Raw genomic sequence first — 13,534 nt, forward strand, 5'->3', positions numbered from 1 at the left:
AACTAAGTTAACTCAACAATAATCTGTTAATTAATTTTTCTTTCGCTTTTTAAAGATTAATTTTGGGCAAGGACGATGCGTATTTCTACCATTTTAGGAACAACGTTAACGTTGACAGCAGGACTGTTGTCCAACATCGCAGCAGCATCGGCTATTCGCTTAGCGGATGGCACAGTTTACTTCGCCCAACCTCCCAGCCTCGTCTCTGCATCAACAACCTTTAACGACGTTTATGTCTGGGGAGCTAAATACTATTTTACTCTCAGCGTACCGGAGAATGCCGGAGAACCGCTGCAAAGAGTGACGATTACCCAGCAAGAGGGAATAGATGATATTGAATTCGATTTGGAAGATAGCCGCGCTTTTGAGGGAACTCGCGCGGAAAAAGGTAAAAGTGTGGCGCTAAGATCTGTAATGAGGGATGATAATAAACGTATGCTCTCGATCGCATTCGATCCGCCAGTGCCTCCAGGCAAAACTGTCACAATTGCGCTCAATCCCATTCGCAATCCCAAATATGCCGGAGTCTACTTATTTGGAGTCACAGCTTTTCCCGCAGGTGAGAAAACACACGGTCAGTTTCTCGGCTTCGGACGCCTGCATTTCTACGATAATAGAGATTTCGGTTGGCCTTGAAACGGGCTGTTGCGGATCGATCGCCAATCCAAAATCCTTGCATCGGCCAAGAGGAGGAAAAAACTATTACTGTAGCTACTCAAAAACGCGCCTACGCCCTAGATGCTCTGCGTGGATTCGCCGTTTTAACAATGATCTTATCGGGTACGATCGCCTACAGGATATTACCCACTTGGATGTATCACGCCCAAGAACCGCCGCCAACTCACAACTACAATCCCAATCTGCCCGGATTAACCTGGGTCGATCTCGTATTTCCATTATTTTTATTTTCGATGGGAGCAGCCATACCCTTAGCACTGTCTCGTCGCCTTGCCAAAAAAGATAATTACATAGAAGTTATTTTATATATCCTCAAAAGAGGGTTTTTTTTAGGAACATTTGCCATAGTTCTTCAGCATTTGCGCCCGACTGTAATCAGTGAAGCGTATACTACCCAAAAATGGTGGATTGCTTTGTGGGGATTTTTAGTACTATTTTTTATGTTTGTACGTTTGCCGGATTCTCTACCAAAATGGCAACGCACAACAATTACCGTTATAGCATGGGTATCGGTAATTGTACTGCTTTCTCAACTGCAATATCCGGATGGCAGCGGGTTTTCGCTCGATCGCAGCGATATTATCCTAATTGTTCTGACTAATATAGCCGTTTTTGGCTCCATAATCTGGTTATTTACAAAGTCAAACTTATGGGTACGTCTGGGATTTTTGGCTTTATTATTCGCCGTGCGTTTGTCAGCTACTGTCGGTAACAGTTGGATCGGACAGCTTTGGTCAACTTCACCAATACCCTGGATTTTCCAGTTTGCCTATTTGTCCTATTTGTTCGTAGTAATACCCGGCACTATTGCGGGGGATTTGATTTTAAATTGGCTCCAAACAAACCCAAATGCAGATGCGGTCGATCCGTCCGGAGCAACTGAAGATAAACCATTATCTAAAAAAACAAATCGGCAATGGTCTAAAAATCGGTTTTATTGTATTATTTTATTACTATTATTTAACTGCTTAGCGCTGCTGGTAGGATTGCAAGCTAGATGGATATGGCAAACAACTTTACTCAGTGCTGCGCTATGTTGGCTATGTTGGTTTTTCTTCAGCAAACCTACCAACGAAACCGAATATTTAATCAAAAAATTATATAAATGGGGCGTTTATTGGCTTTTTTTGGGGTTATTTTTTGAGCCATTTCAGAGCGGCATCAAAAAAGATCCTGCCACTTTTAGCTACTATTTTGTGACTGTAGGTATGGCTTTCTTCATATTAATTATTTTTACAATAATAATAGATATCTTTAAATACCAAAAAAATTTACAAATATTAATAGACAATGGCCAGAACCCGATGATTGCCTACGTAGGATTTGCCAATTTAGTATGGCCAATCTTAGTGTTAACCAAAATAGATGGGTGGGTCATAGAAAACACCAAAACTCCCTGGCTGGGATTCCTTAAAGGTATACTTTACACTTTTATAGTGGCGTATATTGTAAGAATCTTTACCAAAAATAAAATATTTTGGCGAACATAGCGATCGCGTACACCATTCCCCACAAATACCAAGATATAAGGCTGCTAACCTCAGTAGCACGGTTGACAAAAAGTATCCTTCTTGGCTATACCTCAAACAATACAGATAAAAGTTTATTACTGGTTGTAAAAAAATGGCTTCGATCGCAATTCCTGGCTATCGCCTCACCGAGCAGATTTACTCAGGTTCCAGAACCGAAGTTTATCGGGGTATTTCCGAATCAGACACTCAACCAATAGTCATCAAACTGCTCAAGTCTGACAATCCCCCTCTGAACGAACAGGTGCAGTTCCGCAACCAGTATACGATCGCTAAAAATCTTGACTTGCCAGGAGTTGTCAAGCACCTGCGACTGCAAACCTTCGATCGCAAGTTAGTTTTAGTCCTGGAAGACTTTGGCGGTATTTCCCTCAAAGAAGAAATGCAAAAATTCGGGGAAAGAGGTTTTGGCACATCCGCCGATTCCCTTAAAGAATTTCTTCAGATTGCCATCCACGTTGTCGAAAGCTTAGAAGGATTATATCAAAACCGCGTTATTCACAAAGATATTAAACCCGACAATATTCTGATTAACCCCGAAACCAGACAAATCAAACTGATTGACTTCAGCATTTCCACCCTACTACCAAAAGAAAACCAGGAAATTCAAAACCCAAACGTCCTAGAAGGGACACTACCCTATATGTCCCCCGAACAGACAGGACGGATGAACAAAAGTATCGACTATCGCACCGATTTTTATTCCTTGGGAGTTACCTTCTACGAACTGCTCACCGGAAAACTTCCCTTCCAATCCGATGACCCAATGGAATTAGTCCATTGCCACATTGCCAGAAAGCCAGTTCCGCCTATAGATGTAAATCCACTCATACCCCAGGTATTGAGCAATATGGTAATCAAACTGATGGCCAAAACCGCAGAAGAGCGGTATCAGTCTGCATTTGGTATCAGGTACGATCTGGAAAAGTGTTTGCAGGAATACTCAGCGAAAGGTAGGATATCACCCTTTGACTTGGCAAAAAGGGATATCGCCGAGCGCTTCTCAATTCCAGAAACGCTGTACGGTAGAGAAGCAGAAGTAGCAACCCTCTTAGCCGCCTTTGACAGAGTGAGTTTCGGAAGCACAGAAATGATGCTGGTAGCAGGATTTTCCGGAATTGGCAAAACTGCCATAGTCAATGAAGTCCACAAACCGATCGTCCGCCAGCGCGGTTACTTCATCAAAGGTAAATACGACCAATTCAAGCGCGATATCCCCTTTTCTGCTTGGGTACAAGCATTCCAGAATCTCATCCGGCAATTGCTCACTGAAAGTGCCGCCGACCTAGCCGAGTGGAAAGCCAAAATCTTGGCAGCTTTAGGAGAAAACGGTCAAGTCATTATTGATGTTATTCCAGAACTAGAAATCCTCATCGGTAAGCAACCTCCCTTAGCAGAACTGGAAGGTAGTGCAGCCCAAAATCGCTTCAATTTGCTATTTCAAAATTTTATGCAAGTATTTGCCACCAAAGAGCATCCCCTCGTCATTTTCTTGGATGACTTACAATGGGCAGATTTAGCATCTTTAAAATTGATGCAATTGCTGATGAGCGAGAAAAATAGCCACAATCTTTTGCTAATTGGTGCTTATCGGGATAACGAAGTTTCCGACGCCCATCCCTTCATGCTCACATTGGACGAAATTCGCAAAGAATCAGCGATAATTAATCAAATTATATTAGCGCCCCTAGACCAAACTTCCCTAAATCGCTTGATTGCCGATACTCTCAGTTGTCCGCCATTACGGGCAATGCCCTTAACAGAACTGGTTTTTCAAAAAACCAAAGGCAATCCTTTCTTTAGCAATCAATTTTTGAAATCACTATATGAAGAAGGGTTAATATTTTTTGACTTTAATAGCGGTTATTGGCAGTGCGATATCGCAGGAGTACGAGCGCTATCCCTCAGCGATGATATAGTCGAGTTTATGGCAACTCAGTTGCAAAAATTCCCAGAAAATACCCGCGAAGTTTTGAAACTGGGAGCTTGCATCGGCAACCAATTTGACTTGGCAACTCTGGCAATAGTACACGAGAAATCTCAAGGCGAAACAGCGGCTGATTTGTGGAAAGCCTTACAAGAAGGGCTAGTTATTCCTGTTGGGGAAGTTTACAAGCTATTTCAGGAATCTGAACCTACGAGTGCAGACGATCGCCATTCGTCTGTACGTTATAAATTTTTGCACGATCGGGTACAGCAAGCTGGATATTTTCTCATCCCCGAATCACAGAAACAGTCAACTCACCTGAAAATAGGACAGTTGTTATTAAGCAATACTCCTCTCGCAGAAAGGGAAGAACTTATTTTTGATATTGTCAACCAATTAAATATTGGCAAAGAGTTAATTACGAAACAAACCGAACGGATCGAACTGGCACAGTTAAACCTAATTGCCGGACGTAAGGCTATGGTGTCTACTGCTTATGCAGCTGCTATTAGGTATTTATCTGTTGGCATAGAACTGTTACCAGATTCTAGCTGGCAAAATCAGTATGACTTAACTTTGGGATTGTACGAGTCTGTCACAGAGGCGTCCTACTTAAACGGCGACTTTGAGCAGATGGAAAAATTCGCAGCAGTTGTCCTGCAACACGCAAAAACTGTTCTCGACAAAGTGAAAGTTTATGAAGCCAAAATTTATACCTACACCCAAATTAACCAACACGAGGCGCTTAAAGTTGGGCTAGAAGTGCTGAAGCTATTGGGCGTAAACTTACCGAATTCGCCTACGCAGTCAGATATTCAGCGGGGATTAGAGGAAACAAATGCTTATTTGAAAGGTAAGAACATACCCGATTTGATTAATCTGCCGTTGATGCAAGATGCGAGCAAACAAGCAGCTCTGAGAATTATATCGAGTTTAGCACCTGCTGCCTACAATCTTATCCCGCCCCTGTTTATGTTGATGGGTTTTGAGCAGGTGAAGTTGTCGATCGAATATGGGAACGCAAACTTATCAACTTCTAGTTATGCTGATTACGCAGGAATTTTATGCGGACTGTTCCAAGATATTGAAAACGGTTATCAATTTGGAGAACTAGCTTTCAAATTATTGGAACGTTTAAATGCTAAAGAATTGAAGAGTAAGATATTCTTCAAAGTGCCGATGTTTACTTGGCATCGCAAACATAAAGCCAGGGAAACTTTATCGCTGCTGCAAGAGTCCTACAAAAGCGGACTGGAAACAGGAGATATGCAACACGTAGGGTATTCGGCATTTTTTAAATGTCAGTACTCTTTTTTCTGCGGTTTGGAACTAACAGAGCTTGAACGGGAAATAAAAACCTTCAGTAATGCCCTAGCTCAGTTGAAGCAAGAAAAACCATTGAATTATAATGAAATATTTCGACAAGTGGTATTGAATTTAAAAGGACAATCGGAAAATCCGTGCGTTTTAATTGGGGAAGCTTATAATGAGGAACAATCTTTAGCAGATTTTCACGCCACAAATAATCGCATCGGACTGCATAATATATATTTAAGCAAATTAATTCTCTATTATCTGTTCGGGCAGCCATATCAAGCTGTTGAAAATGCTGTTTTGGCAGAAGAATATTTGGACAGCATGACAGGAATGTTGTGCGTTCCAGCATTTTATTTATATGATTCATTAGCTCGTTTAGAGACATTTAATGAAACTAAAAAGAACAGAGGCGATATCTTCAAAAAAGTTAAAGCGAATCAAGATAATATGCAGAAATGGACGTACTATGCGCCGATAAATTATCTGCATAAATATTATTTGATCGAGGCAGAGCAGCATCGCGTGCTTGGTAATTTTACGCAAGGAACTTATTATTACGATCGTGCGATCGCCCTCGCGAAAGAAAATGAATTTATCCACGAAGAAGCCCTAGCTTACGAACTTTCTGCCAAAATGTATCTGGCGTGGGGGAAAGAAAAAATTGCCAAATTATATCTAACTGATGCCTACTACACTTACGAGCGTTGGGGAGCTACAGCCAAACTTGCAGATTTACAAAAATGTTATCCAGAATTGCTCTCCGAATTTCTGCCAGAAACAACTAGCTTTGACAGACAAGAGACAATTCTTGAAATGAAGAAAGCAACCGTCACTTCTACCAGTGGCAGTATGTCTCAGTTTCTAGATTTGGGAAGTGTCATCAAAGCTTCTCAAGCTATTTCTGGAGAAATAAATTTGGGGAAATTGCTCTCCAAGCTGATGGAAGTAGCGATTGAAAATGCGGGAGCATCTAAAGGTGCTCTTATGTTAATTTCGGGAGAAAATTTAGTTCTTGAAGCCGTAACTGGGTGTCCGAATTTAGAAAATTATCTCCCACAGAATGAAAATAGTCATAATTCAAACCTTGCCGTCAAAGTGCTGCCCTCAGTGCCTGTCAGCGAAAGCAAAGAGATACCTCTATCAGTAATTAATTATGTTTTTCGTACCCAAGAAGTGTTAGTACTGGCAAATGCGACAACAGATGCGACCTTCGCAGCCGATCGCTATATTATCCAGCACCAACCGAAATCATTATTGTGTGTTCCGATTGTCAATCAAGGCAAAGCGATCGGCATTCTTTACTTAGAAAACAATCTCGCTACAGGCGCTTTTACCCCCGCTCGCTTAGAAGTTCTCAAAATTTTATCGTCCCAAGCAGCTATTTCTCTAGAAAATGCCCGCCTCTATCAAACACTGATCGCCAAAAATGAAGAACTGCGGATCGCAGAAGAAAATTACCGCAGTATCTTTGAAAACGCGCTAGAGGGCATTTTCCAAGCTACCCCCTCCGGTCGTTACATCAGCGTTAATCCGGCTATGGCACGTACCTATGGTTACGATTCTCCCGATGAGATGATCGCTTCCATCGGCAACATTGGGAGCGAAATTTATGTTGACTCTAGCAGCTTGGATGAGTTCTATCACCTGATGCAGTCCCAAGGGAAAGTGAAAGACTTTGAGTATCGAGCTTATCGCAAAGATGGCAGTATTATCTGGGTACAGGAAGATGCCCGTGCGGTTCGCGACGGAGATGGCAATGTGCTTTATTTTGAAGGGATTATTCAAGATGTCACCGAACGCAGGCGCAAAGAAGAAGATCTGCAACGCCAGTTGCAAGAACTCCGCATTGAAATTGACCAGCAAAAGCGCCAGCAGGAAGTTGCTGCCATTACTCAAAGCGATTATTTCCAAGAAATCCAGGCAGAAGCAGGGGATCTGGAGTTAGATGATTTTTGGAACTAGCGATCGCATTCCCTGTAAGGTTTGGGTTTTCTGCTCTGCTAACTCTTTCAAATAATTGTCTACCTGAGCCATATTAGTAATAGGTTGGGTTGGACTGCCAGATGTCCAAAAACTCACATCTTGCAGAATTTTCCACAAAACCTGAGAAACCGGGTTTCCGATGGAATAAGTTTGAATGAGGAAGATCGGGGAGAAGCGCCTTGTGAGAGATTGTGAAAAAACAAAAGAACAACTGATTGATGAGTTGGCACTTCTGCGCCAAGAGATTGACGATCTCAAAGCCAATGTAGCCGATCGTACATCGGAAGCGGTGGCACTGTCCGATCGCGTTGTGGAACTAGAATCCCAATTCCCACCGACAGACAGCGCCAAAATCCGCATCTGCGGACTCGATATAGAATGGCTTCCCCAGGAGCAATGTCTCCTGGGAAACTTACCCGTAGCGATGATGTGGATCGATACCACATTAGCTAGCTTGATGGCTGGCGTGCAGGCAATGATAGGAACAGAGCGTTTTGCACTCATCCTGCAAAGGGAGGGACGCAAAAGCGTAGAAGCTGATTGGCAAGTGATTTCCCAATCTGCCAACTTTGCGGAAGGCTTCCAAGAACTCAGCAAAGTCGCTTTCGTCGCTGGTTGGGGAAATTGGCAGATGGTATCGCTAGATTGGGAAAAGCAAGAATGTAGCTTCCGAGTGAAAAAATCTTGGGAAGGGAGGTATCAAAAAGCTCTGGGCGTCTGTTGGGGTAGCGCTATGTTAGCCGGCAAACTAGCAGGATACTGCACTAAACTGTTCGGGAAAAACTGCTGGACTGAGCAAACTGCCTTTATCGCCAGAGGAGATGAATTCGATGAATTCCTCGTGCTACCTTCCCATCGTTGCATAGAAGAAGAAATTGAGAAACTATTGGGCAGCGATGAAGCAAGTAGCACAGGTATGGCTGTAGCTTTGGAAAAGCTACGCCGGGAAATACGCGATCGCGAACGAATCGAACAGGAATTGCGAGAAAGCGAGCAACGATTCCGCGCCACCTTTGAGCAAGCAGCAGTGGGCATAGCTCATATTGGATTAGAGGGTCGGTGGTTAAGAGTTAATCAAAAATTTTGCGATATCGTAGGTTACACCCGCGAAGAGTTGCTGAGTAGCACTTTTCAGGAAATTAGCCATCCGGACGACGTAAATCTTCACATGGAATATCTGCGTCAGTTATTGTTAGGTGAAATTCAGAACTATTCCATAGAAAAGCGTTACCTTCGCAAAGATCGATCGTCTGTTTGGATTAATTTAACAGTTTCCTTGCGACGTTCTTCCAACGGCACAGCCAAGTATGCGATCGCAGTAGTTGAAGATATCAGCGATCGCAAGCAAGTACAAGCCGAACTAAACCGCATTTTTCATCTTTCTTTCGATATGCTTGCCGTCGCCACTGTGGACGGCTATTTTAAACGGCTCAATCCCGCTTGGGAAAGCACCTTCGGCCATACTCTCTCCCATTTCCTCAATCTACCGTTTTTCGATTTTGTTCATCCTGAAGATCGAGCTGCTACAGTTGCGGAAGTAGAAAAGCTCAAGAGCGGTGTCACTACTCCCTACTTCGAGAATCGCTTTCGCTGCAAAGATGGATCTTACAAGTGGCTGGCATGGAGTTGCGTTCCCGTGGTGGCAGAAGGGTTAATATATTGTGTTGCCCGCGACATTACCGAACGCAAACAAGCTGAGGAAGCTTTGCGAAATTCGGAAGCGAGAGAGAGGGAAAGAGCTTCGCAACTTCAACAAGCTTTAGAAGAACTTAAACAAGCTCAATCACTACTGATTCAGAGCGAAAAAATGTCTTCTTTGGGTCAGTTGCTGGCTGGTGTTGCTCACGAAATTAACAACCCGGTTAACTTTATTTACGGCAATCTCTGCCATGCCAGCGAATATGCTAAAGACCTCTTGGGTTTAGTGGAACTTTATCAAGAGCATTACACCAATCCCATACCTGAAATCGAAGCAGAAGCGGAATCGATCGACTTAGAATTCTTGATGGAAGATTTACCGAAACTATTGTCTTCTATGAAAGTGGGGGCCGATCGCATTCGCGAAATTGTCATGTCGCTGCGAAATTTCTCGCGGCTTGATGAAAGCCAAATGAAGGAAGTCGATCTTCACGAAGGTATCGATAGTACTTTAATGATTTTGCACAATCGCATCAAAGCCAGATCGGATAGTCCAGGCGTCCAGATCGTTAAAGAATACGGTAAATTGCCTAAAATTAACTGCTATCCCGGCCAACTCAATCAAGTATTTATGAATATTATTACGAATGCTATTGACGCTCTGGAAGAGGGTAGTAAGGAAAAATCTCACCCATTAGCTACTATTTGCATTCGCACCGAAGTGTTGGACAGCAACTGCATAGCGATCCGCATCATCGATAACGGCCCAGGTATGAGCGAGTCAGTGCGATCGCAGCTATTCGATCCGTTCTTCACCACCAAACCTGTCGGTGTAGGTACTGGCTTGGGTTTGTCGATTAGCTACCAAATTGTCGTGGAAAAACACCGTGGGCAGTTGCGCTGCTTGAGCGAACAAGGTAAAGGGACAGAATTTATCATTGAGATTCCGATTCGACAGGAAAGTTAAAAAAGAATAAGGATTATTGACAAATCACAAATAGCTAATAACTAATGACTAATAGCTAATGACTAATTACAAATGGCAAAAATGAGTTATCTCGAAACTGCCGCAGAATTTTACTCGGAAGTAGCACAGACGCCACAAGTAGGTCTGTGTTGCGTGCAAAGCAGTCCCCTACAACTGCCAGGACTGAAAGTTCCCTGTCAGATGCGCGACATGAACTACGGTTGCGGCACTACCGTACATCCCACTGAATTGGCAGGCGAGCCCACTGTCCTGTATGTAGGCGTAGGTGGGGGCTTGGAAGCGTTGCAATTTGCTTACTTTTCCCGCCGTCCCGCAGGTGTAATTGCTGTCGATCCGGTCGCCGCTATGCGCGAAGCAGCTAACCGCAATTTAGCGATCGCAGCCGTCAAAAATGACTGGTTTGACCCCAGTTATGTGGAAATTCGGGAAGGCGATGCTTTTGCCCTGCCGGTGCCAGACGCTTCTGTGGATGTAGTCGCTCAAAATTGTCTGTTTAATATCTTTGCACCAAGCGACTTAGCCAAAGCCCTGCAAGAAGCCTACCGAGTTCTCAAACCGGGGGGACGCCTGCTGATGAGCGACCCTATTGCTACTCGTCCGATTCCGCCGCACCTGCAACAAGACGATCGCTTACGGGCAATGTGCCTATCTGGTGCTTTAACCTACGAGCAGTATATCCAGCAACTCGTCAGTGCTGGCTTCGGTCAAGTCGAAATCCGCGCCCGTCGTCCTTACCGACTTCTGGACTGTCAAAACTACAATTTGGAAACACCGTTGCTCTTGGAAAGTCTTGATTCTGTTTCCTTCAAAGTGATAATTCCAGAAGATGGCCCTTGCATTTTTACCGGCAAAACGGCAATTTACGCGGGTGCGGAAGAGTTTTTTGATGATTCCGCCGGACATATCCTCCAGCGCGGCGTCCCAGCAGCTGTGTGCGATAAAACTGCGCGTAAGTTCGCCTCGATCGTGCCAAATGACATTTTAATTACGGATTCCACTTGGCACTACACGGGTGGCGGTTGCTGCTGAACTCAATGATTCAGGTAGGATAGCTGAAGAGACGTTTCAAGAAAATTTGATGCTAAACCTACCTGCGATCGCACCGGATACTATCGTTGCTGGCTTTCATGCCCTATCTGACCCCCTGCGGCTTCAGATCCTGGATCTGCTGCGTTCTCAAGAGCTGTGCGTCTGCGAACTCTGCGATCGATTAAACGTCACTCAATCTAAACTCTCCTTTCACCTGAAAACCCTGAAAGAAGCGGGCTTGGTGTTCGCCCGTCAGGAAGGACGCTGGATTTACTACAGCCTCAACCTATCTCAGTTTGTCGTCCTAGAACAGTACCTGGCAGAGTTCCGTCGCTTCAGTACCATGCTGCCCGCCCGCCCGTGCAAATAGGGGAGTGGGGGAGTGGGGGAGCGGGGGAGCGGGGGAGCGGGAGAAGGGACAATGAGGCAGAAAAAGGGGTAGTTACGGGGATTGAGTATAATTCATCAACTTTCTTAACAAGATTATTTGTTTATTTCTCGTAAAACATACTTGACAAATCAATTTTTTTTGAAATGATAGATTTGTACCCCTAAACTGTTCGATCTGGGGGAAAAACACCGACCAGTATTGTATGGGATCGGCTCTCATAGCCGATCCCAAATTCAGGTAATGATAATGAATACAAATAAGTCTCGATCGAGTAGACTTCCAGTTCATGCTGGAAGCAATCTCAGTTTTTTTGAAAAATATCTGACTGTCTGGGTATTTTTGTGCATTTTGGCAGGAATAGCACTGGGTAGGTTATTCCCAGGTGTAGCGGTAGCACTTGATGCAATGAGCGTTTATCAAGTGTCCATTCCGATTGCCATTTGTTTGTTTTTCATGATGTATCCCATCATGGTAAAAATTGACTTTACCCAAGCAGCAAATGCGATGCGATCGCCCAAACCAGTCATCCTTACTTTAATAGTAAACTGGTTAATTAAGCCATTTACAATGGTAGCTTTTGCACAGTTTTTCTTGGGATGGCTGTTTCGCCCTTTAATCCCAGGAAACGAACTGATTCGCGGCGCTGAAGTCGCATTAACTAACTCCTACATCGCCGGGACAATTTTATTAGGAATTGCTCCTTGTACAGCGATGGTGCTGATGTGGGGATATCTTTCCTACGGCAATCAGGGACATACTCTAGTAATGGTAGCAGTAAATTCTCTGACAATGCTGTTTCTGTACGCACCATTGGGTAGGTGGTTGCTAGCAGCAAACGATCTGGTAGTGCCTTGGCAAACAATTGTGCTATCAGTGTTAATATATGTGGGTTTGCCTTTAGCTGCTGGAATGTTCAGCCGTTACTGGATTCTCAAAAATAAGGGAAGAGAGTGGTTTGAACGACGCTTTTTGAAGTATCTCAGTCCAATTGCGATCGCAGCGCTTTTACTGACATTGATCCTTCTGTTTGCCTTCAAGGGAGAACTAATTGTTAACAATCCCCTGCACATTCTGCTAATTGCAGTACCGCTGTTTATCCAAACCAACTTTATTTTCCTAATTAGTTACGTAGCAGCTTTGAAAATGAAACTTCCTTATGAGGATGCTGCACCCGCTGCGCTGATAGGTGCTAGCAATCATTTTGAAGTGGCGATCGCCACCGCTGTCATGCTTTTCGGTTTAAATTCCGGCGCAGCACTCGCCACAGTAGTAGGCGTTTTAATTGAAGTTCCGGTAATGCTTATGCTGGTAGAACTTTGCAAAAAAACCGCATTTTGGTTCCCCCGCACTCCCGAAAAGGCGTCATTGCGAGACCCCCGCTGTGTCGGTTATTTTGAATAATCTCAACTCCGGTAGCATCAGTTGTATAAAAAATCGCTTTCTTATCCGCGTCCATCTGCGTTTATCTGCTTACATCTGCGGTAAAAATTTAACGCTTGATTCCCACAGATAATCTTTTGTATCGCTCATATACAACCGATACAACCGATGCAACCGGACACAATATAGTTTACCCTGCTTAAAAAGCTATGAAACGAGTCATGTTCGTTTGCAAGAAAAACTCTTGCCGTTCCCAAATGGCAGAAGGATTTGCTCGCAGGTTAGGACAAGGTAAAATATCTGTTACCAGTTCAGGACTGGAAGCAAGTCACGTTAATCAAGTCGCCGTTAAAGTGATGGATGAAATTGGTATCGATATCACCTCTCAAACATCAAAGCCTTTGAGCGATTTTCAACCCCAAGACTACGATATCGTCATATCTCTGTGCGGCTGCGGAGTGAACTTACCAGAAGATTGGGTAATGCGCGAAGTTTTTGAAGATTGGCAACTAGACGATCCCGACGGACAAGCGATCGAAGTTTTTCGTAGAGTTCGCGATGAAGTCAAGGAAAGAGTAGCAAAGTTGGTTGAATTTGTCAACTAGCTTTGGCTGTAGGAGTAATTCATGAATTACCCCTACAGCTAGAGTATGCCAAGCAATCTTAGCGGTGCG

The 13,534-nt window shown here is 43.9% G+C and carries 9 protein-coding genes; 8 read left to right on the plus strand and 1 reads right to left on the minus strand.

The genetic code is table 11. The features are described from left to right. Positions 1–75: 75 nt before the first annotated feature. From ACE1CD_RS03600 to ACE1CD_RS03610, 3 genes are all read left to right on the plus strand, one after another. Complete coding sequence (locus ACE1CD_RS03600; RefSeq protein WP_374790700.1) at positions 76–636, plus strand: DUF2808 domain-containing protein; 561 nt, start codon at positions 76–78, stop codon at positions 634–636. After that, positions 633–2,168, plus strand: a complete 1,536-nt coding sequence (locus tag ACE1CD_RS03605) for a DUF5009 domain-containing protein (protein ID WP_374790702.1) — start codon at positions 633–635, stop codon at positions 2,166–2,168. The genes ACE1CD_RS03600 and ACE1CD_RS03605 overlap by 4 nt, the downstream gene beginning before the upstream one ends. 133 nt (positions 2,169–2,301) lie before the next feature. Further along, positions 2,302–7,413: an AAA family ATPase gene (locus ACE1CD_RS03610; RefSeq protein WP_374821675.1), complete on the plus strand. Its 5,112-nt coding sequence runs from the start codon at positions 2,302–2,304 to the stop codon at positions 7,411–7,413. Here ACE1CD_RS03610 and ACE1CD_RS03615 read toward each other — a convergent pair. After that, the gene (locus ACE1CD_RS03615; protein ID WP_374821678.1) at positions 7,393–7,551 is read right to left on the minus strand and encodes a hypothetical protein; all 159 of its coding nucleotides are present in this window, start codon (positions 7,549–7,551) and stop codon (positions 7,393–7,395) included. The two genes, ACE1CD_RS03610 and ACE1CD_RS03615, sit on opposite strands and share 21 nt — an antisense overlap. A 64-nt stretch (positions 7,552–7,615) precedes the next feature. Between ACE1CD_RS03615 and ACE1CD_RS03620 the strand changes: the two genes are divergently transcribed. The 5 genes from ACE1CD_RS03620 to arsC all read left to right on the plus strand — a co-directional run bounded on the left by ACE1CD_RS03620 (position 7,616) and on the right by arsC (position 13,465). Next, complete coding sequence (locus tag ACE1CD_RS03620) at positions 7,616–10,039, plus strand: PAS domain S-box protein (protein WP_374821681.1); 2,424 nt, start codon at positions 7,616–7,618, stop codon at positions 10,037–10,039. Between the two features lie 72 nt (positions 10,040–10,111). Then, positions 10,112–11,089 carry an arsenosugar biosynthesis arsenite methyltransferase ArsM gene (gene arsM, locus ACE1CD_RS03625; RefSeq protein WP_374821683.1) on the plus strand — a complete coding sequence of 326 codons (978 nt, stop codon included), beginning with the start codon at positions 10,112–10,114 and terminating at the stop codon, positions 11,087–11,089. Between the two features lie 49 nt (positions 11,090–11,138). Further along, positions 11,139–11,459: a helix-turn-helix transcriptional regulator gene (locus ACE1CD_RS03630; RefSeq protein WP_190466340.1), complete on the plus strand. Its 321-nt coding sequence runs from the start codon at positions 11,139–11,141 to the stop codon at positions 11,457–11,459. A 267-nt stretch (positions 11,460–11,726) separates the two neighbouring features. After that, positions 11,727–12,881: an ACR3 family arsenite efflux transporter gene (gene arsB / locus ACE1CD_RS03635; RefSeq protein WP_374821686.1), complete on the plus strand. Its 1,155-nt coding sequence runs from the start codon at positions 11,727–11,729 to the stop codon at positions 12,879–12,881. A gap of 188 nt (positions 12,882–13,069) precedes the next feature. After that, positions 13,070–13,465 carry an arsenate reductase, glutathione/glutaredoxin type gene (gene arsC, locus ACE1CD_RS03640; RefSeq protein WP_374790716.1) on the plus strand — a complete coding sequence of 132 codons (396 nt, stop codon included), beginning with the start codon at positions 13,070–13,072 and terminating at the stop codon, positions 13,463–13,465. The last annotated feature ends 69 nt before the right edge of the window (positions 13,466–13,534 follow it).

The organism is Aerosakkonema sp. BLCC-F183 (assembly GCF_041929145.1).
Classification (GTDB): domain Bacteria; phylum Cyanobacteriota; class Cyanobacteriia; order Cyanobacteriales; family Aerosakkonemataceae; genus Aerosakkonema.